This is a genomic window from Mesorhizobium sp. WSM3873, assembly GCF_001672445.1.
Lineage (GTDB): Bacteria > Pseudomonadota > Alphaproteobacteria > Rhizobiales > Rhizobiaceae > Mesorhizobium.
In genome coordinates this window covers 44,720-70,933 of sequence record NZ_LYTM01000045.1, presented here as the reverse complement: position 1 = coordinate 70,933, position 26,214 = coordinate 44,720, and the positions used below count along the sequence as shown (strand labels likewise).

Below are 26,214 nucleotides of genomic sequence, written 5' to 3'. Positions count from 1 at the left end.
CCTTCAAATCCTGGCGCCCGGCTCAGAGCCGGTACGCCTTCTTGGCAAGCGTGTAGGCAAGCTCGCGCGCCAGCTCATGCGCTTCCTCCTCGCGCAGCCGATGTTCGGCGACGAGCCGCGCCAGGAAGGCACAGTCGACACGCCGCGCGACGTCGTGGCGCGCCGGGATCGATGGAAAGGCGCGCGTGTCGTCGTTGAAGCCGACCGTATTGTAGAAGCCCGCCGTCTCGGTGGTCATCTCGCGGAAGCGGCGCATGCCTTCCGGGCTGTCGTGGAACCACCAGGCCGGCCCAAGCTTCAGCGCCGGATAGACGCCGGCGAGCGGCGCCAGCTCGCGCGCATAGCTCGTCTCGTCGAGCGTGAACAGAATGATCGTCAGGTCTCGCTCCAGCCCGACGCAGTCGAGCAGCGGCTTCAGCGCCGTCACATAGTCGGTCCGGGTCGGGATATCGAAACCCTTGTCGCGGCCGAATTTCTGGAAAACAGCCGGCGAATGATTGCGCCACGACCCGGGATGGATCTGCATTACCAGCCCATCGTCGCGACTCATCTTGGCCATCTCGGTCAGCATCTGGGCGCGGAACAGTTTTCGCTCGCGCTCGTCCTCCGAACCGCGGCGGATGCTGTCGAACAGCTCCTGCGCCGCCGTGTCGGAAAGATTGGCGGTGTCGGCGGTCGGATGGCCGTGATCGGACGAGGTGGCGCCGAATTCCTTGAAATAGGCGCGGCGCTTTCGGTGCGCCTCGAGATAGCCGGCCCATGTGCCGGTGTCGCATCCGGTGATTTCGCCCAGGCGATCGAGATTGGCTAGAAACCCTTCGAGGTCGGGATCGACCACGGCGTCCGGCCGGTAGGCGGTAACGACGCGGCCCTGCCAACCGCTGTCACGGATCATCCGATGCCATTTGAGATCGTCGAGCGCCCCTTCGGTGGTGGCGATCACCTCGATGTTGAAGCGCTCGAACAGCGCCCGCGGCCGATAGTCGGCGCGCTGAAGAAGCGCGGCGATCGTGTCGTAGCACCGATCAGCGGTGCTGGCGTTGAGCGGTTCGTCGATGCCGAACAGGTGCTCGAACACATGGTCGAGCCAGAGCCGGGTCGGCGTGCCGCGGAAGAGATAGTAATGCTCGGCAAAGCGCCGCCAGATCGTTCTGCCGTCGGTCTCGACCGGCACTCCGTCGAGCGTCGGCACGCCGAGCTTTTCCAGCGGCACGCCCTGGCTGAACAGCATGCGGAAAATGTAGTGGTCCGGGACGATCAGGAGCTGCGCGGGGTCGGGAAAGGGCTCGTTGAACGCATACCAGCGCGGGTCCGTGTGGCCATGCGGGCTGACGATCGGCAGGTCCTTGACGCCTGCATGAAGGGCGCGAGCCAGCGTTCGCGTTTCCGGCGCGAACAACAGGTCCGGATCAGTCAATGCAGCCACTTCGCTCCTCCCAGGCTGCCCCATTGGTGGATTAGCAAACAACATTGTCAACATACAAAAACCAGCCAGTTGTATGATGACTTTTGCATAAGGCCCGGCCATTGTACCGGGCAGCGGCGGGTGCTACGCCGCTGCCGCCATTCCTGCCAGGCTCGACGCGCCGATCGGAGACTTCAAACCAATGAACAGCCGTCTGTCGAACGCCTCGATCACGCAGCTGCCGGGCGCAATCGCCATACCCCGCTACGATCGCGGCGCCGTGACGCCCGGCATCGTCCATCTCGGCGTCGGCGCCTTCCATCGCGCTCATCAGGCGGCCTATGTCGACGCCTCCCTGGCTGATGGCGATACAGGTTGGGGCATCATTGGCGTCTCGCTGCGCAGTCCCGACACACGCGATGCGCTGTCGCCGCAGGACGGTCTCTACACGCTGGCGGTGAGGGAAAGCGCCGGCGAGCAGTTGCAGATCATCGGCTCGATCGTGTCGTTGCTGGTGGCGCCCGAAGATCCGGACGCCGTGCTTACCGCGCTCACCGATCCGCGCACCCGCATCGTCACGCTGACCATCACCGAAAAGGCCTATCTGAGGGCCGCCGACGGCAGCCTAGACGAAACTCATCCCGATATCGTCCACGATCTGGGAAACCCCGGATCGCCCAGGACGGCGCATGGTTTCCTGGCCGAGGCGCTTGCGCGCCGCCGCGCCGCCGGCACGCCGCCCTTCACGGTGCTGTGCTGCGACAACCTTCCGGCCAACGGCGCCACGCTGCACAAGCTGTTGCTCGAGTTTGCCAAGCTGCGCGACTTACGACTCGCTCGACAGGGCGATGCCGGGCTCGCTCGACAGGGCGATGCCGAACTCGCCCGCCATGTCGCCGGCGAAGTGGCCTTCCCGTCTTCCATGGTCGATCGCATCGTGCCGGCGACCACCGACGCCGACCGCGCCCGCATCGCCGGCGAGCTTGGCCTCCAGGATGCCTGGCCGGTGGTGACCGAGCCGTTCTGCCAATGGGTGATTGAGGACCGTTTCCCCACCGGGCGGCCGGCCTGGGAGAGATTCGGCGTCACCATGGTCGAGGATGTCGGTCCCTTCGAGGACATGAAGCTGAGGCTGCTCAACGGCGCGCATTCCGGCATCGCCTATCTTGGCCTGCTCAGCGGCCACACCACCGTCGACCGCGCCTTCGCCGACCCGTCGATCCGACGGTTTGTCGACGCATTGTGGGCCGAAGCCGTGCCGACGCTGCCTGAGGATGCAGGCCTCGATACGGCCGCCTATACGGCCGAGCTCGCCCAGCGCTTCTCCAACACCGCGCTTGCTCATCGCACCGCGCAGATCGCCAATGACGGCAGCCAGAAACTGCCGCAGCGCATCGTCGCGTCAGCCATCGAATGCCTCGAAGCCGGGACCGAGTTCGTACACCTGACGCTGGTGGTCACCGCCTGGATCGCCGCATGCGCCGCGCGCGGTGGCAGCTTGCCGGAGGGCCATTTCACCGATCCACTCGATACCGCCCTCAGCGACATCTTCGCCCGGATTCTGCCGACGGCGGAGATGACGGAGGCCGTGTTCGACCTCGCCGGCTTTGCCAAAGCTCATCCGGAGCGACAGAAGTTGATCGAGTCTGTCGCCACTCATCTCGTCCATTTCAAGCAGGGCGGTCCGAAGCTGGCGCTCGCGGCGATCGGCATCGGCAAAGAACCGCTCCAGCTGGCCGAATAGCGCGTCTGTACCGAGACTACTCGCCCGACCGTTCACGACCTGCCGTGTGGCATAGTCGGCCCCCGTTCGAGTTTCAGAACAGGCGCACTGCCTTGCCGACGAGATTAGAGCGGCTCGCCGTTTGCATGAAACGGCACGACACCCTGACAAGCAGGGCGGACCGTCTCCCAAACGAGAAAACGAGAAAACGGGGCAAACAAAAAAGCGGGGCAAGCCCCGGGGCAAGCCCGCTCTCTTTCAGTCCATCGTAAGAGGCCGCCGTCAGGCCGGCAGCAGCGCGCCTTCCAACGTGGTGAGCTGGCTGAGAAACTGCTCGGCCTTGCTGCGGGCCTCGTCGTCCTTGGCGTCGGCGGCGTCTTCCCTGGCTTCCTGGATGCGGCGGGCGAGATCAGCGCGGTCGATGTCGCCGACGGCGACCGCCGATTCGGCCAGCAGCGTGCAGCCGGAGGGCAGGATGTCGGCGAAGCCGCCGAACACGACGTAGCGCTCTTCCTTGCCTGCCGCGGTTTTCACCGTGACGACGCCGGGCTTGATCGTGGTCATGACCGGAGCGTGCTGCGCCATCACGGTCATCTCGCCTTCGGCGCCCGGGATGACGACGGACTCGACCTGCTCGGAAACGAGCAGCCGCTCCGGCGAGACCAGTTCGAACTTGAAAGCTTCAGCCATGCCAATCTAGCGAGTAGGGAATAGCGGGTAGCGAGTAGTGAAAAACTCGGCCGGCCCACTGATCCCTATTCGCTACTCCCTATTCGCTATTCGCTTCTTTACGCCGCTTCAGCCGCCAGGCGCTGCGCCTTCTCGACCGCTTCCTCGATGCCGCCGACCATGTAGAAGGCGGCTTCGGGCAGATGGTCGTAATCTCCGGCGCAAAGGCCCTTGAAGCCCTTGATGGTGTCGGCGAGGTCGACCAGCTTGCCCGGCGAGCCCGTGAACACTTCGGCGACGAAGAACGGCTGCGACAGGAAGCGCTCGATCTTGCGGGCGCGGGCAACGGTCTGCTTGTCCTCTTCCGACAGCTCGTCCATGCCAAGGATGGCGATGATGTCCTGCAGCGACTTGTAGCGCTGCAGGATCGACTGCACCTGGCGGGCGACCTGGTAGTGCTCCTCGCCGACGACCATCGGGTCGAGCATACGCGAGGTCGAGTCGAGCGGATCAACGGCCGGGTAGATGCCCTTTTCCGAGATCGCGCGGTTGAGCACGGTCGTGGCGTCGAGGTGGGCGAAGGACGTGGCCGGCGCCGGGTCGGTCAAGTCGTCGGCCGGAACGTAGATGGCCTGCACCGAGGTGATCGAACCCTTGGTCGTGGTCGTGATGCGCTCCTGCAGCGCGCCCATGTCGGTGGCGAGCGTCGGCTGATAGCCCACGGCCGAGGGGATGCGGCCGAGCAGCGCCGACACTTCCGATCCCGCCTGAGTGAAGCGGAAGATGTTGTCGACGAAGAACAGCACGTCCTGGCCCTGGTCGCGGAAATACTCGGCGACGGTGAGGCCGGTCAGGCCGACGCGGGCGCGCGCGCCCGGCGGCTCGTTCATCTGGCCGTACACCAGCGCGGCCTTCGAGCCCTGGCCGCCGCCCTTCTTGTTGACGCCCGATTCGATAAACTCGTGATAGAGGTCGTTGCCTTCGCGGGTGCGCTCGCCGACGCCGGCGAACACCGAGAAGCCGCCGTGGGCCTTGGCGACGTTGTTGATCAGCTCCTGGATCAGCACGGTCTTGCCGACGCCGGCGCCGCCGAACAGGCCGATCTTGCCGCCGCGGGCATAAGGCGCCAGCAGGTCGAGAACCTTGATGCCGGTGACCAGGATCTGCGCTTCGGTCGACTGGTCGACATAGGCCGGAGCCGGCTGGTGGATGGCGCGCATTTCGACGGCGTCGACGGGGCCGGCCTCGTCGACCGGCTCGCCGATGACGTTGATGATGCGGCCGAGCATGCCCGGGCCGACCGGCACCGAAATCGGTCCGCCGGTGTCATAGACATCCTGGCCGCGCACGAGACCTTCGGTCGAGTCCATGGCGATGCAGCGCACGGTGTTCTCGCCGAGATGCTGGGCGACTTCGAGGACCAGGCGGTTGCCGACATTGTCGGTTTCCAGCGCATTCAGAATGGCCGGCAAATGATCTTCGAACTGGACGTCGACGACGGCGCCGATGACCTGGCGCACCTTGCCGGCGGCGCCGACCCGCTTCGCCGCAACGCTGGCCGCCTTCGCCGGAGCCGCTGCCTTGGCCGGAGCGGCCGCCTTCTTGGCCGGAGCGGCATTCGCGGCTGCTGCCGGAGCCTTTGCCGCCTTGGGGGCCGGTGCCGCCTTGGCGGCGGTCTTCGGGGTAGCTGCTTTCGCCATCGTCTTTGCCCTTTTCGTCTGTCTGTTGCTCACGCCGTCTGCCGCGAGGTCGATGGCCTCGGCGGCGGGGCGCGCCTAGAGCGCCTCGGCGCCCGAAATGATTTCGATGAGTTCCTTGGTGATCTGCGCCTGCCGCTGGCGATTGTAGGTGATCGACAGCCTGTTGATCATGTCGCCGGCGTTGCGCGTCGCATTGTCCATCGCGCTCATCTTAGCGCCCATCTCGCCGGCCGCGTTTTCCAGCAGCGCGCGGAAGATCTGCACCGCGATGTTGCGCGGGATGAGGTCGGAGAGGATCTCGCCCGGCTCCGGCTCGTATTCGTAGACGGCCGTGGCGCCGTTGCTCGTCTCGGCAGCGGCGGAAGCCGGGGCCGCCGGGATGATCTGCTGCGCCGTCGGAATCTGGCTGATCACCGACTTGAACTGCGAATAGAACAGCGTGCAGACGTCGAAGCCGCCCTGGTTGAACAGGTTGATCACCTTGCGCGCGATCGCATCGGCATTGACGAAGCCGAGCGTCTTGACCTCGCGCAGGTCGACGCGCTCGAGGATCAGCGAGCCGTACTCGCGGCGCAGGATGTCAAAACCCTTCTTGCCGACGCAGATGATCTTGACCTGCTTGCCGTCGGCGAGAAGCTTACGAATATGCTCGCGGGCCAGGCGCGCGATCTGGGAATTGAAGCCGCCGCACAGGCCGCGCTCGGCGGTGCAGACGATGAGCAGATGCACGTCGTCCCTGCCGGTGCCCGTCATCAGCGCCGGGGCATCGCCGCCGCCGCCGATCGCCTGGGTGATGTTGGCCAGCACCGCCCCCATCCGCTCGGAATAGGGACGCGCCGCTTCGGCCGCTTCCTGCGCGCGACGCAGCTTCGCCGCGGCGACCATCTGCATCGCCTTGGTGATCTTCTGCGTCGCCTTGACCGAGGCGATACGGTTACGAAGGTCTTTTAATGAAGGCATGCTTCAAACCTGATCCCGTGCGTCCGGCTGCTCGTTAAGCGAAGGTCTTGGCGAAGGCGTCGATCTCGGCCTTGAGCTTGCCGCGCAGGTCGTCCGACAGCGCCTTCTCCTTGCGGATGCCGTCGAGCACGTCCTTGCCGGCCGAGCGCATGTGGCTGAGCAGGCCATGCTCGAACTTGCCGACCTGGTTCAGCGCCAGCTTGTCGAGATAGCCATTGACGCCGGCGAAGATCACCGCGACCTGCTCTTCGGTCTTGAGCGGCGAGAACTGCGGCTGCTTCAGGAGCTCCGTCAGGCGCGAACCGCGATTGAGCAGACGCTGGGTGGCGGCGTCGAGGTCGGAGCCGAACTGCGCGAAGGCCGCCATTTCGCGGTACTGCGCGAGCTCGCCCTTGATCGAGCCGGCGACCTGCTTCATCGCCTTGACCTGCGCCGAGGAGCCGACGCGCGACACCGACAGACCGACGTTCACCGCCGGGCGGATGCCCTGGAAGAAGAGGTTGGTCTCGAGGAAGATCTGGCCGTCGGTGATCGAGATCACGTTGGTCGGGATGTAGGCCGACACGTCGTTGGCCTGCGTCTCGATGATCGGCAGCGCGGTCAGCGAGCCGTTGCCATTATCGTCATTGAGCTTCGCGGCGCGCTCCAGCAGGCGCGAATGCAGATAGAACACGTCGCCCGGATAGGCTTCGCGACCCGGCGGGCGGCGCAGCAGCAGTGACATCTGGCGGTAGGCGACGGCCTGCTTCGACAGGTCGTCATAGCTGATGAGGGCATGCATGCCGTTGTCGCGGAAATATTCGCCCATGGTGCAGCCGGCGAACGGCGCCAGGAACTGCATCGGCGCCGGATCCGACGCAGTCGCGGCGATGATGATGGAGTAGTCGAGCGCGCCGCGCTCCTCCAGCACCTTGACGAACTGCGCGACGGTCGAGCGCTTCTGGCCGACGGCGACGTAGACGCAGTAGAGCTTCTCCTTCTCCGGGCCGTTGTCGTGCACCGACTTCTGGTTCAGCATCGTGTCGAGGATGATGGCGGTCTTACCGGTCTGACGGTCGCCGATGACCAGCTCGCGCTGACCGCGGCCGACCGGGATCAGCGCGTCGATGGCCTTGAGGCCGGTCGACATCGGCTCATGCACCGACTTGCGCGGAATGATGCCGGGCGCCTTGACGTCGACGCGGCGGCGTTCGGTCGCCTGGATCGGGCCCTTGCCGTCGATCGGATTGCCGAGCGCGTCGACCACGCGGCCGAGCAGGCCGGGACCGACCGGAACATCGACGATGGCGCCGGTGCGCTTGACGGTGTCGCCTTCCTTGATGTCACGGTCGTTGCCGAAGATGACGACGCCGACATTATCGGCTTCGAGGTTCAGCGCCATGCCGCGGATGCCGCCCGGGAATTCGACCATCTCGCCGGCCTGGACGTTGTCGAGCCCGTAGACGCGGGCAATGCCGTCACCGACGGACAGAACCTGGCCGACTTCGGAGACCTCGGCCTCCTTGCCGAAATTCTTGATCTGGTCTTTCAGAATTGCGGAAATTTCCGCGGCGCGGATGTCCATCAGCCGACCTCTTTCAGTGCAAGCTTGAGCGAATTGAGTTTGGTTTTGAGCGACGTATCGATCTGGCGCGAGCCCATCTTGACGATCAAGCCGCCGAGCAGCGACGGGTCGACGGTCATGGCGATGGCCACGTCCTTGCCGGCGATGCCCGTCAGCGTCGCCTTGAGTTCGGCCTGCTGCGCATCCGTCAGCGCATGCGCGGAGGTGACTTCGGCGGACGCCTCGCCGCGGTGGTCGGCGGCAATCTGGCGGAACGCCTTGATCATGCCGGGCACGGCGAACAGGCGGCGGTTGCGGGCGACGACGCGCAGGAAATTGCCGACGAGGCCGGTGATGTTGGCTCTAGAGATGATCGCGCCGATCGCCTTGGCCTGATCGTCGCTGGAGAACACCGGGCTGTTGATGAGCCGGGCAAGGACGGCGCTGCCGTTGAGCATCGCCTCGAAATCGTTGAGGTCGGCCTCGACCTGGGCGACCGAATTTTCCTGCAGCGCGAGCTCGAACAGCGAGCTTGCATAGCGCTCTGCGACAGCTGAGATTGGCGATGACGATTGGGCCACGGACCGTCTTTTCTCTTGTCTGACAGGCCGCAGATTGTTGGCGCGAGCGAAAACTCTGGCTAAATCTTTGACCTTACTGCGATTTTTCCAAGCACGGAGGGATGGCTTCCGCTATCCCCGGCCGAAAGTCGATTGCCGTCTAGCACAGGCCTTTTGAGACCGCAATGCATCGTCCGGCATGGTTTTCAGGCACTTTTGTCGCATCAGGCGGCGAAGGCCGAGCCTGAGCGGCGGATTAGTCACGAATTCACGGCACGAAGCCGAAGGCGAAGGCAAGCGGCAGCGCCGCCAGGGCCAATTCAACCACGATGGAAGCCCAGTTGAAAGGTGTGTTGGCGCCGTCCGACATCATCGACAAAAGCCGGCCGAAAGCGGTGAACAGCCATGAGAAGCCGAGCGCCATATAGAGCAGCGGCTGCGCGAGCAGGATGCAGCACAGGCTGACGCCGAGGTAGAAGCCCGACATGCGGCCGCGCCCTTCGGCGATCGCCGCCGCTTTCTCCGGCTTCGCTTGCAGGCGCAGGATGCGGAAGGCGAGGTTCGGCGCCAGGAACAGGACGAGGCCGATGAGCAGCGTCACGACGGCGCTCGACCATGCCAGCCACTCGCCCTGGCTCGCCGGCCACGAAAACGCGAACTCCATCTGATCCCCCTCGGAAAGTCTTGTTCTGAAATTGCCGGCATTCTAGCCGAGGAAAATCCGCGCGCCAGATGGCGGCCGGCACATTTGAAAAGACGCAAGAGAAGAAGCGTCAGAAGAGCGCCCGATCAGGACAATGCGAACTCGATCGCTGCCTCGGCATGGATGCGCGTGGTGTCGAACACCGGCATGTCGAAATCGCCCTGGCCGATCAGCATGGTGATCTCGGTGCAGCCCATGATGAGGCCGTCGATCTTTTCGTCGCGCCGCAGACGGCCGACTTCCTCGACATAAGCGGACTTCGAGTCGGCTTTGACGATACCCTGGCAGAGCTCATCATAGATAATCCGGTGCACCATGTCGCGGCCGGCCTGGCCGGGCACGACCGGCTGCAGGCCGTATTTGTCGGCGAGCCGTCCTTTGTAGAAATCCTGCTCCATGGTGAAGCGTGTCGCTAGCAGCGCCGACCGCTTCACGCCTGCGGCGACAACAGCGTGTCCGGTTGCGTCGGCGATATGGATGAGCGGAATCGAGATGGCCGCCTGCACCGTGTCGGCGAGTTTGTGCATGGTGTTGGTGCAGATCACCAGGCCCTCGGCGCCGCCGGCCTCCAGCTTTCGCGCGGCTTTCACCAGAAGGACGCCGGCGCCGTCCCAGTCGCCGGCATGCTGGCGTTCGGCGATCTCGGCGAAGTCGAACGACCACAGGAGCAGCTTCGCCGAATGCAGCCCGCCCAGCCGCTCGCGCACGATCTCGTTGAGCAGTCGGTAGTAGATCGCCGTCGATTCCCAGCTCATGCCGCCGATAAGGCCGAGGGTTTTCATAAAGCGAGCACTCCGTTGGGGCAGTCTTTCTCGCTTATAGGAAGCTCTGCGGGTCGATGTCGACCTGCACCCTGACGGAGCCGCGCAGCTTCGGCCCCTCCGCCAGCATGGCTCGAATAAAACCCTGCATGTCGGCGCGCCGCTCGCCCTGGACAAGCAAGCGGAAGCGGTGGCGGCCGCCGATCAGCGACAGCGGCGCCTCGGCCGGTCCGAGCACGAAGAGATCGGAGGCTGTAGGCGCCGCGCGCCGCAAGCCCCGCGCATGGCTTTCGGCCTCCCCTCGCGTCGCGGCACTGACGATGATGCCGGCGAGCCGGCCGAACGGTGGCAGTGCGGCCCGCTCGCGCTCGGCGATTTCGCGCTCGTAAAAAGCTTCCGAATCACCGGAGACGATCGCCCGCATCACCGGATGGTCGGGCTGGTAGGTCTGCAGCAGGCCGAGGCTCTTCTTGCCGGTGCGGCCGGCGCGCCCGGTCACCTGGCTGAGCAGCTGGAAGGTACGCTCTGCGGCGCGCGGATCGCCATTGGCGAGGCCGAGGTCGGCGTCGACCACGCCGACCAGCGTCATGCCGGGGAAGTTGTGACCCTTGGCGACGAGCTGCGTGCCGATCACGATATCGGCCTCGCCATTGGCGACGGCCTCGAGCTCGAGCCGCAGCCGGCGCACGCCGCCCAAGAGATCGGACGACAATACGATCGTGCGGGCTTCCGGGAAATGCGCCACCACTTCCTCGGCGATGCGCTCGACGCCCGGCCCGCAGGCGACCAGATGATCGAGCGTGCCGCATTCCGGGCAGGCTTCCGGCCGCCGCTCATTGTGGCCGCAATGATGGCAAACGAGCTGGCCGCGAAAGCGATGCTCGACCAGCCAGGCCGAGCAGACCGGGCAGCCGAAGCGATGGCCGCAGACGCGGCAGAGCGTCAGCGGCGCATAGCCGCGCCGGTTGAGAAAGAGCAGCGACTGCTCTCGTCTCTCCAGCGTGCGCTGCATCTGCTCCAGAAGGAGAGGCGACAGGAAACCGCCGCGCGCCGGCGGCGCGCGCCGCATGTCGATCGATTTCAGGTCGGGGAGCGCTGCCTCGGCAAAACGCGCCGACAGCACCGCGCGGTGATAGCGGCCCTGGCTGGCGTTGACCCGGCTCTCGACCGACGGCGTCGCCGAGGCGAGCACGACCGGGAAAGCGCCGATATGGCCGCGCACCACCGCCATGTCGCGCGCATTATAGAAGACGCGGTCTTCTTGCTTGTAAGCCGGGTCATGCTCCTCGTCGACAACAATCAGGCCTAGCTCCTTGAACGGCAAAAACAGCGCCGAACGCGCCCCGGCGACGACGCGCACGCCACCCTCCGCCACCTGCCGCCAGACGCGTTCGCGCATCCGGGGCGGCAGGTCCGAATGCCACTCCGCCGGTTTGGCGCCGAAGCGGTCCTGGAAGCGTTCGAGAAAAGCGTGCGTCAGCGCGATCTCCGGCAGCAGGATCAGCACCTGCTTGCCCTTGTCGAGCGCCGCCGCCACCGCCTCGAAATAGACTTCCGTCTTGCCCGATCCGGTGACGCCGTCGAGCAGGGTGACGTTGAAGGCGTCGGCGGCGATCGCCGCGCGCAGCTTCTCGGCCGCCGCCTTCTGGTCCGGCATCAAATCCGGCACGGCATGGCCCGGATCGGGTGCGGCGACCACCGGCCTTGGCGGGATCATCACCGTCTCGAACACGCCTTGTGCCCTCAAGCCATCGACGACGGTCGAGGAGACACCCGCCGCATGGGCGAGACCGGAGCGCGTCCAGGCAAGCCCGCCTTCGGCCGTCTCCAGCACGCGGCGTCGCGCGTCGGTCAATCGGTCGGGCTCGGCAAGCGTGCGCTGCAGGCCTTCGATCCACGGCTCCGGGTCGAAAGCTTCCGGCGCCCTCAACAACATCCGCGCCACCATGCCGGGCGCCGACAGCGTGTATTGGGCGATCCAGTCGACGAAACGGCGCATGGCCTTGTCGATCGGCGGGCAGTCGAAGACCTCCTCAATCGGCCGCAGCTTTTTCGGATCGACGGATTCGACGACGGCGTCCCAGACGATGCCGGCGACCTGCCGCGGCCCTAGCGGCACGCGCACGATCGAGCCCGGCACCACGCGCATGCCTGGCGGCACGGCATAAGTGTAGGGCCGTTCGGCCGGCATCGGCACCAGCACCGGCGCGGCCGCGACAAAGGGCGAATCTTCGATCATCGGGCGTGACCTTGCCCCGACTTTGCTCTAGATCAAAGGGGACCCCCGCATCTGCCTGGCCGGCGTCAGGCAATCCCCAAGGAGACAGCCATGAAGTTTTTTGTCGATACCGCTGACATCAAGGAAATTAAGGAGCTGCACGATCTGGGGCTGCTCGATGGCGTCACCACCAACCCGTCGCTGATCCTGAAATCGGGCGGCAAGATCGCCGAGGTCACCAAGCAGATCTGCGACATTGTCGAAGGCCCGGTCTCGGCCGAGGTCGTGGCGACCGAGTACAAGCAGATGATGGCCGAGGCCGAGGTGCTGGCCAAGATCGCACCGAATGTGGCCATCAAGGTGCCGCTGACGCTGGATGGTCTGAAGGCCTGCAAGACGATCCGCACCGAGATGAACCGCATGGTCAACGTCACGCTCTGCTTCTCGGCCAACCAGGCGCTGCTTGCCGCCAAGGCCGGCGCCTCCTTCATCTCGCCCTTCGTCGGCCGCATCGACGACACCGGCTCGGACGGCATGGAGCTGATCTCGGAAATCCGCACCATCTACGACAATTACGATTTCAAGACCGAGATCCTGACCGCTTCCGTGCGTACGGTGAACCACGTCAAGCAGGCGGCTTTGATCGGCGCCGATATCGTGACCGCGCCGCCGGCGACGTTGAAGGCGCTGGTCAACCATCCGCTCACCGACAAGGGCCTCGCCGCCTTCCTCGCAGACTGGGCCAAGACCGGCCAGAAGATTGGCTGAGGCCGGAGAGCAGACAACAAAAGGCCGGGGGTAACCTGGCCTTTTTTATTGCCTCGAATAGGGGAATAGCGCGGCGGCGCCCAGAGACCAGCTCAGGCCTTCTTGCCATTCTTGGCCAGGTCCTGGGCGATCGCCAGCCTGAGCAGATCGGCGAGCTCGCGGGCGGCGCGGTTCTCGGCGTCGATCTGCGCCCGGTAGGCCGCAAACTCCTGGCGCGGCCGGTCGAAGGAGGAAGGAATCGAGCGCTTGCCGAGCGCGACCACAGTGCCGGTCGCGGCGTCTCTGAGCACATAATTGGCGGTGAGGGTCACGGTGCCCGCCGTCGGCTCGTCCTCTTCGGTCTGCACCTGAACGATGGCCGCCGACTCGACAAGCTCGGTGACGCCGAGGTCGAGCGTATAGGCAGGCGATGCCGGCTCGCCCGAGCCCTGGCCGAAAGCGAAGATCAGGTTGTTGCGCACCTGCTGTGCAGGGCGGGTGCTGACCGGCTTGATCGAGATCGAGGCCAACTCGGCGGCGGCCCCGACCTGCGAGCCGGCGGTGAGCGGCGCGCTGGAATAGAGCGGCCGCACCGTGCAGGCGGAGACCAGTGCCAGCGAGGCGACCAGGCCGCTGAGAGCAGCGCGGCGCAGCAAACGCGCCGCCTGTGACTTTTCCGGATCAGGCAACGACATTGACGATCCTCTGCGGGACGATGATCACCTTGCGCGGGGCTTTACCATCGAGCGCTTTCTGCACGAAGTCGAGAGCCAGCACCGCTTTTTCGACGGCACCTTGATCCGCGTCGCGGGCAATTGTCAAATCCCCGCGCTTCTTGCCGTTGACCTGCACCGGCAGCATGATCTCGTTGTCGACGACCAAGGCCGGATCGTAGGCGGGCCACGGCCGTTCGGCGACCATCTCGGTGCCGCCCAACGCCTCCCAGCATTCCTCGGCCAGATGCGGCATCACCGGCGCGATCACATGCACCAGGATCTCGACGGCCTCGCGGCAGGCGCCCTTCAGCGCCGCGTCAGCCTTGCCTTCGGCGACGTCGTTGAGCGGCACGGCCAGCGCATTGGCAAGCTCGTAGATGCGGGCGATAGCCCGGTTGAAGCCGAGCTTCTCGATGTCCTCGCCGATCGCCTTAAGGATCTTGTGCGCGGCCTTGGAAACGGCACCTGCCTCGCCTTCGCTCGCCGCGGCCGGCTTCACGTCGGCAAGCTGTTCGGCCGCGATCTGCACCAGGCGCCAGACGCGCTGCACGAAGCGATGCGCGCCGGCGGCACCTTCGTCGGTCCATTCGACGTCGCGCTCCGGCGGCGAGTCCGACAGCATGAACCAGCGCGCGGTATCGGCCCCGTAGCCGTCGGTGATCTCCTCCGGACTCACCGTGTTCTTCTTCGATTTCGACATCTTCTCGAGCGCGCCGATCGTCGCTTCCTCGCCGGTCGCGATCTCGATGGCGCGGCGCTTGCCGCCGGCATCCTCGATCCTGACCTCGCTCGGCGACAGCCAGCGCCCATTTGTCGACGGACCGCCGACGCGGTAGGTCTCGTGCACCACCATGCCTTGCGTGAACAGGCCCTTGAACGGCTCGGCGAGGTTCAAATGGCCGGTCTCGCGCATGGCACGTGTGAAGAAGCGCGAATAGAGCAGATGCAGGATCGCGTGCTCGATGCCGCCGATATACTGGTCCACCGCCAGCCACTCGTCCGCCGCCTTCGGCTCGGTCGGCTCGTTTGCCCAGGGGGCGGTGAAGCGCGCGAAATACCACGACGAATCGACGAACGTATCCATCGTGTCGGTCTCGCGCCGCGCGTCGCGCCCGCATTGCGGGCATTTCACGTGACGCCATGTCGGATGCCGATCGAGCGGATTGCCCGGACGGTCGAACTCGATGTCGTCAGGCAGTTTCACCGGCAGATCGGCCTTCGGCACCGGCACCACGCCGCAGGCCTCGCAGTGGATCATCGGGATCGGGCAGCCCCAGTAGCGCTGGCGCGAGATGCCCCAATCGCGCAGGCGGAAATTCACCTTCCGCTCTGCCATCGGCCGGCCGCCGATCGTCCTCTGTTCGAGCAGCTTCGCCACCTCGTCGAACGCGCGCTGCGGCTTCATGCCGTCGAGGAAGCGCGAATTGATCATCACGCCGTCGTCGACATAGGCCTCCTCGATGATCTGGAAAGTCTTGGCGTCGCCGTCTTCCGGCATCACTACCGGGACTACGGGCAGGCCGTATTTGTTGGCGAAGTCGAGGTCGCGCTGATCGCCCGACGGGCAGCCGAAGATGGCGCCCGTGCCATACTCCATCAGCACGAAATTCGCGACATAGACAGGCAGCGTCCAGCTGTCGTCGAAAGGATGGACGACGCGGATGCCGGTATCGAAACCCTTTTTTTCCGCCGTCTCAAGCGCCGCCACCGAGGTGCCCATATGGCGGACCTCGTCGATGAACTTGGCCAGCGCCGGATTGTTCTCGGCGGCTTGTTTGGCCAGCGGATGATCCGCCGCGACCGCCATGAAGGAGGCGCCGAAGATGGTGTCCGGCCTGGTCGTGTAGACTTCCAGCTCGTGCATGTCGCCGCCGATCTTGGCAGAGCTTGCAGCCGCCAGCGGCCAGCGGATCAGCAGCCCTTCCGAGCGGCCGATCCAGTTATGCTGCATCAGCTTGACCTTTTCAGGCCATTCCTCCAGCAGGTTGAGCGACTCCAAGAGGTCCTGCGCGAAATCGGTGATCTTGAAGAACCACTGCGTCAACTCGCGCTGCTCGACCAGCGCGCCCGAGCGCCAGCCGCGGCCGTCGATGACCTGCTCGTTGGCGAGCACCGTCATGTCTGCCGGGTCCCAATTGACCTTGGAGGATTTGCGCGTCACCAGCCCCTTCTCGACGAAGTCGAGGAACAGCATCTGCTGGCGGTGGTAGTAGTCGACGTCGCAGGTCGCGAATTCGCGCGCCCAGTCGAGCGACAGGCCCATCATCTTGAGCTGCTCGCGCATGACGGCGATGTTTTCGTAGGTCCAGTCCTTGGGATGGACCTTGTTCTGCATCGCTGCGTTCTCGGCCGGCATGCCGAAGGCGTCCCAACCCATCGGGTGCAGCACGTTGAAGCCCCTGGCCCGCTTGTAGCGCGCGACGACGTCGCCCATCGTATAGTTGCGGGTGTGGCCGATATGGATCTTCCCCGAGGGATAAGGGAACATCTCGAGCACGTAGTATTTCGGCTTCGGGTCCTCGTTCCTGGCCTCGAACAGCTTCTTTTCGGCCCAGGCCTTCTGCCATTTGGGCTCTGACGTGCGCGGATTGTATCGTTCGGTTGCCATCGGATGTTTTTCACTTAAAAGCGGGTGCGCGGCGCTGGGCAAGCCGGCAGCCGAGACAATGTCGTCGCGGTGTTCACCATGGATTGCCAGACCCGTCAACTGTGGCGATCCGGCGTTGGTGCTAAAACTATGGGCAGGATATGGACATGACGAGCCCCGTCGAACAGCTTCGCGCGGTCAAGGCGAAGATCGCAAGCGCCGAACGCGAGGCAAAGCGTGAGCCCGGCGCCGTCATGCTCGTCGCGGTCTCGAAGACCTTCGCGGCCGAAGATATCCGCCCGGTCATCGAGGCGGGCCAGCGTGTTTTCGGCGAGAACCGCGTGCAGGAAGCTCAAGGTAAATGGCCGGCGCTGAAAGCGGCGTTTCCCGACATCGAGCTGCACCTGATCGGGCCGCTGCAATCCAACAAGACGAAGGAAGCGGTGGCGCTTTTCGATGTCATCGAGACCGTCGATCGCGAGAAGATCGCCGCCGAGCTTGCCAAGGAGACCGCCAGGCAAGGCCTGGCGCCGAAACTCTATGTCCAGGTCAACACCGGCTCCGAGCCGCAGAAGGCCGGCATCGAGCCGCGCGACGCGGTCGCCTTCGTCAAACGCTGCCGCGACGTGCACGGCCTCGCCATTGAGGGCCTGATGTGCATTCCGCCGGCGGACGAGAATCCGGGCCCGCATTTCGCGCTTTTGGAAAAGATCGCCCGCGAGGCCGGCGTCGCGAAGCTCTCGATGGGCATGTCCGGCGATTACGAGACCGGGATCGCCTTTGGCGCAACCGGCGTCAGGCTGGGCTCGGCGATCTTCGGCAGTCGCTAAGCGCCTCGACACCTCCGTAACGATCTTGTTACCGACCCGACAATGATAACGCTTTCGCCGGCGCTTGAAATGAAGCGGGCCGTTCCTATTCCCCCGTCGTCATTCAGCTTGGCGGAACACAATGCTCGGGGCCACGTCATTACGGCCGTCCCTATCAGGGCAAGCGTGAACGTTTGCGATTAGCTGCAGCTCCTTGCTCCGCCCGGGGATAACGAGTAATGGGCGTTTCCGCCAAACGTTCGACGTCCAGAGAACCTCTGCGCCGCTCAGTGCAGCACGAACTCCCCGTCCACTTTCCGCCACTCGTTCGGCGCGATCAGCTTCTGGTGCGTGTACGTCACCGAATGCAGCGGGCCGTCGAGCTTGGTCTTCCAGAATTCGATGAAGCGGATCAGCACCGGAAACTCCGGCGCGATGTCGTAATCCTGCCAGATATAGCTTTGCAGCAGATGTGGATGGTCTGGGAAGTGATAAAGGATCTTGGCCGTGGTCAGCCCATAGCCGCTGAGCATCAAGTCCATTTCGAGATGATGGCGCATTGCCGTCCTCAGTTGATTCTCCTTTCCTCCCAACGCGAAACTCTGCGCCTCGTTGCTTAACCGTCTATTGATTTTCGCACATCAGACCCAAGTTTTCCATCGGAAAAACAGACGGTTAGCAGCCCTAGGGCGAGAGTGCTGACAGGCGTTTGGACTTGCCCCTGCGTCATCCCGCCGCGCGAATCCAACGTCTAATATTGCCGTCACGGCGGAACTGTTAATAATGCCGCGAATTCACGGCTGCTTCGCCGTGATGCCGTCGGCACATCAAGCCGGCGGAGCGGTTTCGGAGGAAAGCTAGAAAATGTCCGATGTCCATGTCCACCGCGTCCAGCCGGCGTGGAAGAAAAACGCGCTGATCGACAACGACACCTATCTCAAATGGTATGCCGACAGCGTGAAGAACCCGGACAAGTTTTGGGGCAAGCACGGCAAGCGCATCGACTGGTTCAAGCCCTTCACCAAGGTCAAGAACACTTCCTTCGACGGCAAGGTCTCGATCAAGTGGTTCGAGGACGGCCAGACCAACGTTTCCTACAACTGCATCGACCGGCATCTGAAGAAGCGCGGCAACCAGACCGCCATCATCTGGGAAGGCGACAATCCCTACGATGACAGGAAGATCACCTATAGCGAGCTCTATGCGCATGTCTGCCGCTTCGCCAATGTGCTGAAGAAGCACGGCGTCAAGAAGGGCGACCGCGTCACCATCTACATGCCGATGATCCCGGAAACGGCTTACGCGATGCTTGCCTGCACGCGCATCGGGGCCATCCATTCGGTCGTCTTCGGCGGCTTCTCCCCGGACGCACTCGCCGGCCGCATCGACGACTGCAAGTCGACCATCGTCATCACCGCCGACGAGGGCCTGCGCGGCGGCAAGCCGATTGCGCTGAAGGACAACACCGACAAGGCCATCGACATCGCCGCCAAGGCCGGCACCAAGGTGGAAAAAGTGGTGGTGGTGCGACGCACCGGCGGCAAGACCGGCTGGGTGCCGGGCCGCGACGTCTGGTACCATGACGAGGCCGCGACCGTTAAAGCCGACTGCAAACCCGAGAAGATGAAGGCGGAGGACCCGTTGTTTATCCTCTATACCTCGGGCTCGACCGGCAAGCCGAAAGGCGTGCTGCACACCACCGCCGGCTATCTCGTCTATGTTTCGATGACGCACCAGTATGTCTTCGATTACCATGACGGCGACATCTACTGGTGCACCGCCGATGTCGGCTGGGTCACCGGCCACAGCTACATCGTCTATGGCCCTTTGGCCAACGGCGCCACGACGCTGATGTTCGAGGGCGTGCCGAACTACCCGTCGCAGTCGCGCTTCTGGGAAGTCGTCGACAAACACCAGGTCAACATCTTCTACACCGCGCCGACGGCGCTGCGCGCCCTGATGGGCGCCGGCGATTCCCATGTGAAGAAGACCTCGCGCAAGTCGCTGCGCGTGCTGGGCACGGTCGGCGAGCCGATCAATCCGGAAGCCTGGGAGTGGTATTTCAACGTCGTCGGCAACGCCAAGGTGCCGATCGTCGACACATGGTGGCAGACCGAGACCGGCGGCATCCTGATCACGCCGCTGCCGGGCGCCACCGACCTTAAGGCCGGCTCGGCGACACGGCCCTTCTTCGGCGTCAAGCCGCAGCTGGTCGATGGCGAAGGCAAGGTGCTGGAAGGCGCGGCCGACGGCAATCTCTGCATCACCGATTCCTGGCCCGGCCAGATGCGCACCGTCTATGGCGATCACGACCGTTTCGTGCAGACCTATTTCTCGACCTACAAGGGCAAATACTTCACCGGCGACGGCTGCCGCCGTGACGCCGACGGCTACTACTGGATCACCGGCCGCGTCGACGACGTCATCAACGTTTCAGGCCACCGCATGGGCACGGCGGAAGTTGAATCGGCGCTGGTCAGCCACGACAAGGTCTCGGAAGCCGCCGTCGTCGGCTATCCGCACGACATCAAGGGTCAGGGAATCTACTGCTACGTCACGCTGATGTCCGGCACGACGTCGAGCGAGGATCTGCGCAAGGAGCTTGTCGCCCATGTCCGCAAGGAGATCGGCGCCATCGCAACGCCCGACAAGATCCAGTTCGCGCCGGGCCTGCCCAAGACCCGTTCGGGCAAGATCATGCGGCGCATCCTGCGCAAGATCGCCGAGGACGATTACGGCGCGCTCGGCGACACCTCGACGCTCGCCGATCCGGCCGTGGTCGACGATCTCGTTGCCAACCGACAGAATAAAAGGGCCTGATGAACGCGCAGGCCGCACTCGGCACCATCAGCCAGCTCTGGCGCTATCCGGCGAGCTCGCTCGCCGGCGAGCGGCTGGACGCCATCTCCGTCGGCACGTCGACTGTCGACGGCGACCGGCTGTTCGGCCTGGTCGATGCGTCGGATGGCGAGATCGCCAGGCCGGACCGCGGACCGAAATGGCACAAGGTGCCGCTGATCCGCACCCGGCTGACCGAAGACCGCCGGCTCGAAGTGGCCTTGCCCGGCGGCGACTGGCTGCCGGCGCCCGACCCGGAAAGCGACCGGGTTCTTTCCGGATTTCTTGGCTTCGACGCCTCGATCCGGCCTTACTTCCGCGAGCACGCGCCGGGCTATGTCGGCCCGCTGACGGCCGAGCGATACAGCAGGACGCCGATCCATCTGCTCACCACCGCCTCGCTGGCGCGGCTGAAGGCGCTGCATCCGCAAGGCGTGCCAGATTCGCGCCGCTTCCGCCCCAACATCGTCGTCGACATGGAGCCGGTGGAAGGCTCCTTCCCGGAGACGGAATGGCTCGGCCGCAAGCTCGCGATCGGCGATCTGCTGCTCACGATCTCCGAGCCCTGCCGCCGCTGCGGCTTCACCATCATCGCCCAGGACGGCTTCGACAACGACCCCGGCATCCTGCGCAACCTGGTCCGCTACAACGCCCACAATATCGGCGTTTATTGCACCGTCGACCGGCCGGCACGCGTCGAGATCGGCGCGGAAGTGCGGTTCGCCTGACCTGCCTGTCCCTACCGGTACAAATCCTCACGCGTCGGCGGCAGGCCGCTTGGTCCGCGCGCGCGCTTGGTGGCGACCGTCTGGAAAATCTGCGCCGAGGCGCGTTCGAAGGCGATCGAGCAGCCGGTGAGATAGAGCAGCCATAGCCGAGCTTTCGCCTCGCCGACCTCGGCGATCGCCTCGTCGAAGCGCGCATGGAGACGCTCGGCCCACAGCCGGCAGGTGCGCTGATAATGCTCGCGAAGGTTCTCGACATCATGGACGAGGAAGCCACGCGCCTCGAGATTGCCGAGCGTCATGCCGATCGTGTCGAGCTCTCCGCCTGGGAAAATGTATTTGATCAGCGCCTTGTATTCCGGGCCCTTGCGCAACGTCTTGCGGATGTCGCCCTTGCTGCGCCTGGTGATGGCGTGGTGCAGATAGACGCCGCCGGGCTTGAGCAGACGATGGACGGCCGAAAAATAGGCGTCGTGATTGGCGATACCCAGATGCTCGAACATGCCGATGGACGATATCTTGTCGAACGCGCCGGAGAGCTCGGCGTAGGATTTGATCTCGATGGTGATGCGGTCCTCGAGACCCTCGGCGCGGATGCGCTCGCGGGCAAGCTGCGTCTGGGCCCGCGACAACGAGACGCCATGGCCGACGACGCCGTAATGCTTCGCCGCGTGGATCAGCATCGCGCCCCAGCCACAGCCGATATCGAGCAGCCTTTCGCCGGGCTTCAGCCTGAGCTTGCGGCAGATATGGTCCAGCTTGTCGACTTGCGCCTGGTCGATGCCGTTGGCGAAATCCTTGAAATACCCACAGCTATAGACCATGCGCTCGTCAAGGAAGAGCCGGTAGAAGGCATTCGAGATGTCGTAGTGATGCTGGATCGCTTCCTTGTTCGACCCGCTGACATAGGGGTTGCGGCCGGAGAGGTCGCTGCGCGCCGTCATCTGTTTTCGCGAGAACAGCACCACCGGCAGGTCGCGCAGGATCTCCAGCTTGGGCAATGATCTGAGCTTCGTCTTGAGCCTGCCCTGCGAGGGCACGGCGTAGAAGTCGAACAGCGTGCCCTCTTCGATGTCGACGGTCTTGGAAATCCACATCTCGACAAGCGTCGAGAAGGCAGGACGCCGCACCAGTTGCCAGACGATGTCCTGATCGTTGATGGCAAGCACCGGACCGCCGGCGGGCCCGATCCGCTCGCCGGTCCAAAGCCTGACCGCAAAACCCGGCTTCAACGTCTCGACGACCCTGCGTACGATCCGCGCGGCTCTGTCGGCGGCGTCCATTCCCACCTCCCAATAGGCGAACCCCGCCCTCGAGCGCCACTGTCGTCCACCGGCCCGTCGACCGCAATCCCGATCTGTTGCGCAAAAGCATCGCGCGAGGATGATCCTCACCAGATGCACGGCCATTCCGTAGCGTCATCTTGTGTTTTGCCGCGACGCACCCCATCATTTGGCTGTGTTCAACAAACCGAAAGGAGGTGATCCGATGTCGAGTGATTTCGTTTTCCATAACGTGAGCTCAGCGGATTGCACTTCCGGGAAGCAGTCTTCCCGTTAAGGCGCGAGACGCGCGGCAGGTGACCCGAAGGGGTCGCCGCCAGGAGCCGCGTCATGGACGGAAACACGGAAGGCCGCCTGCTTCGTCAAGAAGCGGCGGCCTTTTCCTTTTCTCGCGGCCTGCCCTGTGGGTCAGCGATTGATGGTGAGCTTCTCGATATTGCGGGTGATCTGATCGAAGGCATCTGACAGTTCGGCGCCCGTGGCGGCCTCGTAAAAATGCTTCAGCGACGACGTGTCGTCGGCCGCACAGTCCTTCAATACGGATCTCGCTTGATCCCTCTCCGTCGTCGTCATCGACGGATCGTTGAGATCGAAGCCGATGGTGAAAACCTCTATGCCGTCGTGCTTCATATTCTCGCAAATGGCTTCGGCATTGGCGCGCGATCTCCGGCCCTCGTCGTCGGACGCGGACGTGCCGCGCCCGCGGGCAAAGGCGGTGTTGAACTGGCCATCCGTCATCAGGATGGCGATCTTTGCCACTTTCTTCGGATCGAAATTCGCCGGACCGGCGCCCAGGCGGGCATCGGCGATGGCCGAACGCCAGGACGGCGAAAGCATGTAATAGCCCCATTGCGCGGCAATGCCACCTGCCGTCACGCCCGCAGCTTGGAAATGACCGATGGCCGTGAGCAGCGTGTTCTGATCGGCCGTCAGCGGAACCAGCGCCGCGGATGGACACACTTTCATGCGGTAGTCGCGGTTGACCTTGGCCTGATAGGTCCTGCCATTGTTGTCCTGCCGCAGCGTATACGGGCCGTCGGACGAATAATCGGCATAGCCGTCCTTGTCCTTGCGTTCAGTGGCGCATTTGTCAGGCGCGGTCGTCACGGAAACGGCAAGGGGCGCATCGATCGGCGGCGGCAGCTTCGGTCCGGTCGACGTCTCGACGAAGACGGTGTCGGCGAGGCCGCCAGTGTTGACGGCCTCGGCATAGGGGACGATCGCCACCCGGACCCGAGGCTCGCTGGGATCCCGGTTCTGTCCGAGGAGATCCTTGACCGTCTGCGACGCGGCCGCCTGCAGGTCGCCGATCTTATTGGTCTTGGCGCGCTTGTTGGCCGCCATGGAACCGGTGATGTCGAGCATCAGCGCCACCTCGATCTTCTTGTCCGAATAGAGCGCGGTGGTCGAGGCGGCGACACGCTGCATATCGCCAACGCTGAACAGCGGAAAATAGAGGCCGACATCGGCATGCGCATTCACCTGCACGGTCTTCGATGTCCTGTCGATGGTGAGCTTGTCGAGCACGATCTGGTCGGCCTGCAAGATGCCGGCCGCGCTGTTGGCGTCGAGAAATGCCTGTACCGATGCGTTGGCATCGGCTTCCTTGATGATGCCTAGGGTGAGATCGCGTGCCGTCGAAGTCACAGCGGCATCGACGACGCTCTGCAGACTCGATCTCGCATTGTAGACCTGCGCGATATTGACTGCGAATCCCACCCCCAGCGCCAGCACCGATGCGGCAGCCCCAAACAGAACCGCGAAATTGCCTCCGCGATCCCGCGCAAAGCCGTCCACCCCACGAGCGAGACCTTTCAACTGCCGCATCCTCACCCCCGCCTGCTGCGGCTTCGGTGCCGCTCAACGGAAGCGCTGCAGGATTTCGGCCAGACACGGCCACCCTTCTGTTCGAAGGCGCGGAGCGACAGTTAACTCATTGTTTTTGCTGGAACACGGCAGACAGGAAGGTGAATGGCGGGTAAAATGGAAACGCAATAGGGAAATGCCGTTCATAAAGCGCTTACCATGAGTGGCGGAGCGATTGCGGCCCTTCCCGCTTCGGCACAGCGCGCCCTGTGCCAAAGCGGGTCAGCGCTGGTGCTGGCGCCGCAGTGAAACAGCCGCCTGGCTTAGGCGAGCATCTGGGCGCTCGCGGTCCTGTCGATGCCGTGATGCGGCGGCTTGAACAGGTTGCCTTCCTGCTCATAGGTCCACACCTTGAACAGGGTAAGCCGATGCGGGCCGAAGCTGTGCAGCAGCGGCACGTCGGTGGCGTCGCGGCCGCGCGCGATCACGACGCGGCCGATCCTTGGACGATTGTGGCGCGGATCGAACGCGTACCATTTCCCGTCGAGGAACACTTCCATCCAGGCTGAGAAATCCATCGGCGCCGGATCGGCCGGCACGCCGATGTCGCCGAGATAGCCGTTCACATAGCGCGCTGGAATGTTCATCGCGCGGCAGAGCGCGATCGCGAGATGCGCGAAGTCGCGGCAAACGCCGACGCGCTCCTCATGCGCCTGCGCCGCCGTGCGGGTGGCGCGGGCATAGCCGTAGCCGAACGAAAGCCGGCTATGGACATAGTCGACGATCGCCTGCGCGCGCGCCCAGCCGGGCGGCAGGTGGCCGAACAGCTCCCAGGCGAGGTTGCTGAGGTGGTCGGTTTCGCAATAGCGGCTGCCGAGCAGGTAGACGAGCACCTCGTCCGGCAGCTCGGCCACCGGCATTTCGCGCGCCAGCGTGTTGATCTCGTCGGCCTCGCCGCTGTCCTCGACCACCCCATCAAAGAGGATGCGAAAACCGCCGGCCGGCGCCGTGAAGCGGCGGCAGATATTGCCATGGCTGTCGCGATAGGTGGTCGTCGGCACCGAAGGCGAGGTGAGAAAGCGCGTCTGCCGCTTAATGTCGGCATGGCGATCCGGGTGGATGTCGAGAAGCGCGATGATCGGCGTCGCGGCATCGCATTCGATGGCGATTTCGTAGCCGAGCCTGATCAGCATCACTTCCCCTTGTAGGTGGTCTTGCCCTTGTTGGTGGTCTTGCCCTTGTTGGTGGTCTTGCAAGACTGGTTGGAGAACGCCGCAATGAGGAGCGTTGTTCCGGCGGCGAGTCGAAATGCCGGCATGCGCCTTTGCAGGCTCCGCTTCGGAGGTTAGGATAGCGGCGCGTTTCGCGCTCCCCGAAAACGATTCCCCAGGATATCCGATGTACCCAGGCAGAAAGTTTGCCGCTTTCCTTTTCGACATGGACGGCACGGTCCTCAATTCGATCGCCGCGGCGGAACGCGTGTGGACCAAGTGGGCTCGCCGTCACGGCCTCGACGTCGCGAGCTTCCTGCCGACGATCCACGGCAAGCGCGCGATCGAGACCATCGCCGCGCTGAAGCTTCCCGGCGTCGATCCCGTCGTGGAAGCCGATGCGCTGCTCGAGGCCGAGGCGGCCGACCTCGAGGGCATCGTTCCGATTCCGGGTGCTGTGGCGTTTCTCAAGTCGCTGCCGCCGGAGCGCTGGGCGGTCGTCACCTCGGCGCCGCGGGAACTCGCGCTGCTGCGTATGGCGGCGGCCGGCATTCCGGTGCCGGCCATCATGGTCTCGGCCGAGGACGTCACCCGCGGCAAGCCGGCGCCCGACTGTTTTCTTTTGGCGGCAAAGCGTCTCGGCGTCGAGGCGCGCGATTGCCTCGTCTTCGAGGATGCCCCGGCCGGCATCGCCGCGGGCGAAGCCTCCGGCGCCTCGGTGATGGTGATCAGCGCCACGCATGTCCATCCGGTCGTGACGCAGCACGCCAGCATCGCCACCTACGATGCCCTCGGCGTCGCCACGGACGACAATGGCTGGATGATCATCGAGCCGCAGCGCGACGCGGCCTGACGTATGTCGCGGTGTGCAGCGGTTTTGCGAAGACGGCAGCACAAACAAGCACTTAAAGCGCGTCGCCTGAATCCGCTTCAGCGCGACGCGCATCGAGTGTCATTAGAAATCGGTGGCCAGGCCCTTCACCTCCCAGTCGCCGTAGCGCCCGGGTTCCTTGCCGCCGCGGCCGCCGAGCTCTTTCGGCAGGCGGGCTTCCGCCTCGCGGTATGCCTTCCGCCGGGCTTCGGCTTCCGCCAATGCGCGCTGCGCCTCAAGGGTCAGCGTCCTTTGCGGCTTGTCGCCTTCGGCGGCTTCGGTTTTGTTGGGTTGTTCGGTCATGCGATGCTTCCTGCCGATTGAAACGGGGACCGGCCTTTCCCATGATATAGCTATGACAATGGCAGGATCGACCCCT

Annotated in this window: 23 protein-coding genes; 6 read left to right on the top strand and 17 right to left on the bottom strand. The window is 64.4% G+C overall.

Annotated features, from left to right (window positions below):
- Nucleotides 1-22: 22 nt before the first annotated feature.
- On the bottom strand, nt 23-1,426 hold the full coding sequence (gene uxaC, locus A9K71_RS23235) for a glucuronate isomerase (protein ID WP_067001539.1): 1,404 nt from the start codon (nt 1,424-1,426) through the stop codon (nt 23-25).
- A gap of 181 nt (nt 1,427-1,607) precedes the next feature.
- Between uxaC and A9K71_RS23230 the strand changes: the two genes are divergently transcribed.
- A complete protein-coding gene (locus tag A9K71_RS23230; RefSeq protein ID WP_067001536.1) occupies nt 1,608-3,149 on the top strand; it encodes a mannitol dehydrogenase family protein in 1,542 nt (513 codons plus the stop codon).
- Nucleotides 3,150-3,410: 261 nt separating this feature from the next.
- Here the strand turns inward: A9K71_RS23230 and A9K71_RS23225 are convergent, their stop codons facing one another.
- The 8 genes from A9K71_RS23225 to A9K71_RS23190 form a co-directional block, all read right to left on the bottom strand.
- Nucleotides 3,411-3,818: a F0F1 ATP synthase subunit epsilon gene (locus A9K71_RS23225; protein ID WP_067001534.1), complete on the bottom strand. Its 408-nt coding sequence runs from the start codon at nt 3,816-3,818 to the stop codon at nt 3,411-3,413.
- A 98-nt stretch (nt 3,819-3,916) separates the two neighbouring features.
- Entirely contained in the window at nt 3,917-5,497 is a 1,581-nt protein-coding gene (gene atpD / locus A9K71_RS23220; RefSeq protein ID WP_067002177.1) for a F0F1 ATP synthase subunit beta, read from the bottom strand.
- A gap of 75 nt (nt 5,498-5,572) precedes the next feature.
- Nucleotides 5,573-6,457: a F0F1 ATP synthase subunit gamma gene (locus tag A9K71_RS23215; RefSeq protein ID WP_067001531.1), complete on the bottom strand. Its 885-nt coding sequence runs from the start codon at nt 6,455-6,457 to the stop codon at nt 5,573-5,575.
- 34 nt (nt 6,458-6,491) lie between these two features.
- Complete coding sequence (atpA, locus tag A9K71_RS23210) at nt 6,492-8,021, bottom strand: F0F1 ATP synthase subunit alpha (protein ID WP_067001528.1); 1,530 nt, start codon at nt 8,019-8,021, stop codon at nt 6,492-6,494.
- Nucleotides 8,021-8,581, bottom strand: a complete 561-nt coding sequence (locus A9K71_RS23205; RefSeq protein WP_067001525.1) for a F0F1 ATP synthase subunit delta — start codon at nt 8,579-8,581, stop codon at nt 8,021-8,023. The genes atpA and A9K71_RS23205 overlap by 1 nt, the downstream gene beginning before the upstream one ends.
- A 247-nt stretch (nt 8,582-8,828) precedes the next feature.
- The gene (locus A9K71_RS23200) at nt 8,829-9,224 is read right to left on the bottom strand and encodes a DUF4345 family protein (protein WP_067001523.1); all 396 of its coding nucleotides are present in this window, start codon (nt 9,222-9,224) and stop codon (nt 8,829-8,831) included.
- A 125-nt stretch (nt 9,225-9,349) separates the two neighbouring features.
- Complete coding sequence (locus A9K71_RS23195; RefSeq protein ID WP_067001519.1) at nt 9,350-10,045, bottom strand: aspartate/glutamate racemase family protein; 696 nt, start codon at nt 10,043-10,045, stop codon at nt 9,350-9,352.
- Nucleotides 10,046-10,079: 34 nt separating this feature from the next.
- Nucleotides 10,080-12,263, bottom strand: coding sequence for a primosomal protein N' (locus A9K71_RS23190; protein ID WP_067001517.1), 2,184 nt, complete (start codon nt 12,261-12,263; stop codon nt 10,080-10,082).
- Between the two features lie 90 nt (nt 12,264-12,353).
- On the opposite strand from A9K71_RS23190, the gene fsa reads away from it, so the two are divergent.
- Nucleotides 12,354-13,010, top strand: a complete 657-nt coding sequence (fsa, locus tag A9K71_RS23185; protein WP_067001514.1) for a fructose-6-phosphate aldolase — start codon at nt 12,354-12,356, stop codon at nt 13,008-13,010.
- A gap of 92 nt (nt 13,011-13,102) precedes the next feature.
- Here the strand turns inward: fsa and lptE are convergent, their stop codons facing one another.
- Nucleotides 13,103-13,684, bottom strand: a complete 582-nt coding sequence (lptE, locus tag A9K71_RS23180; RefSeq protein WP_067001511.1) for an LPS assembly lipoprotein LptE — start codon at nt 13,682-13,684, stop codon at nt 13,103-13,105.
- Entirely contained in the window at nt 13,671-16,313 is a 2,643-nt protein-coding gene (leuS, locus tag A9K71_RS23175; protein WP_067001508.1) for a leucine--tRNA ligase, read from the bottom strand. Before leuS ends, lptE begins: the two co-directional genes overlap by 14 nt.
- A gap of 146 nt (nt 16,314-16,459) precedes the next feature.
- Between leuS and A9K71_RS23170 the strand changes: the two genes are divergently transcribed.
- Complete coding sequence (locus A9K71_RS23170) at nt 16,460-17,122, top strand: YggS family pyridoxal phosphate-dependent enzyme (protein ID WP_067002175.1); 663 nt, start codon at nt 16,460-16,462, stop codon at nt 17,120-17,122.
- A 266-nt stretch (nt 17,123-17,388) separates the two neighbouring features.
- On the opposite strand, the gene A9K71_RS23165 is transcribed toward A9K71_RS23170, so the two are convergent.
- The gene (locus A9K71_RS23165; protein ID WP_067001506.1) at nt 17,389-17,661 is read right to left on the bottom strand and encodes an aspartate-semialdehyde dehydrogenase; all 273 of its coding nucleotides are present in this window, start codon (nt 17,659-17,661) and stop codon (nt 17,389-17,391) included.
- 304 nt (nt 17,662-17,965) lie between these two features.
- Between A9K71_RS23165 and acs the strand changes: the two genes are divergently transcribed.
- Both acs and A9K71_RS23155 read left to right on the top strand, forming a co-directional pair.
- Nucleotides 17,966-19,921, top strand: a complete 1,956-nt coding sequence (gene acs / locus A9K71_RS23160; protein WP_067001503.1) for an acetate--CoA ligase — start codon at nt 17,966-17,968, stop codon at nt 19,919-19,921.
- Nucleotides 19,921-20,667 carry an MOSC N-terminal beta barrel domain-containing protein gene (locus A9K71_RS23155; RefSeq protein WP_067001501.1) on the top strand — a complete coding sequence of 249 codons (747 nt, stop codon included), beginning with the start codon at nt 19,921-19,923 and terminating at the stop codon, nt 20,665-20,667. The genes acs and A9K71_RS23155 overlap by 1 nt, the downstream gene beginning before the upstream one ends.
- Before the next feature lie 11 nt (nt 20,668-20,678).
- Here A9K71_RS23155 and A9K71_RS23150 read toward each other — a convergent pair whose 3' ends face one another.
- The 4 genes from A9K71_RS23150 to A9K71_RS32955 all read right to left on the bottom strand — a co-directional run bounded on the left by A9K71_RS23150 (nt 20,679) and on the right by A9K71_RS32955 (nt 25,071).
- Nucleotides 20,679-21,947 (bottom strand): cyclopropane-fatty-acyl-phospholipid synthase family protein, encoded by a 1,269-nt coding sequence (locus tag A9K71_RS23150; RefSeq protein ID WP_067001498.1) that lies wholly within the window; start codon nt 21,945-21,947, stop codon nt 20,679-20,681.
- Between the two features lie 408 nt (nt 21,948-22,355).
- Nucleotides 22,356-23,774 carry a pilus assembly protein gene (locus A9K71_RS23145; protein ID WP_067001495.1) on the bottom strand — a complete coding sequence of 473 codons (1,419 nt, stop codon included), beginning with the start codon at nt 23,772-23,774 and terminating at the stop codon, nt 22,356-22,358.
- 302 nt (nt 23,775-24,076) lie between these two features.
- On the bottom strand, nt 24,077-24,946 hold the full coding sequence (locus A9K71_RS23140) for a transglutaminase family protein (RefSeq protein WP_067001492.1): 870 nt from the start codon (nt 24,944-24,946) through the stop codon (nt 24,077-24,079).
- Nucleotides 24,946-25,071, bottom strand: coding sequence for a hypothetical protein (locus A9K71_RS32955; protein ID WP_280940572.1), 126 nt, complete (start codon nt 25,069-25,071; stop codon nt 24,946-24,948). The genes A9K71_RS23140 and A9K71_RS32955 overlap by 1 nt, the downstream gene beginning before the upstream one ends.
- Before the next feature lie 80 nt (nt 25,072-25,151).
- Between A9K71_RS32955 and A9K71_RS23135 the strand changes: the two genes are divergently transcribed.
- Complete coding sequence (locus A9K71_RS23135; RefSeq protein WP_067001487.1) at nt 25,152-25,817, top strand: HAD-IA family hydrolase; 666 nt, start codon at nt 25,152-25,154, stop codon at nt 25,815-25,817.
- A 102-nt stretch (nt 25,818-25,919) separates the two neighbouring features.
- Here the strand turns inward: A9K71_RS23135 and A9K71_RS23130 are convergent, their stop codons facing one another.
- Entirely contained in the window at nt 25,920-26,138 is a 219-nt protein-coding gene (locus tag A9K71_RS23130) for a DUF1674 domain-containing protein (protein WP_067001484.1), read from the bottom strand.
- Nucleotides 26,139-26,214 lie beyond the last annotated feature (76 nt).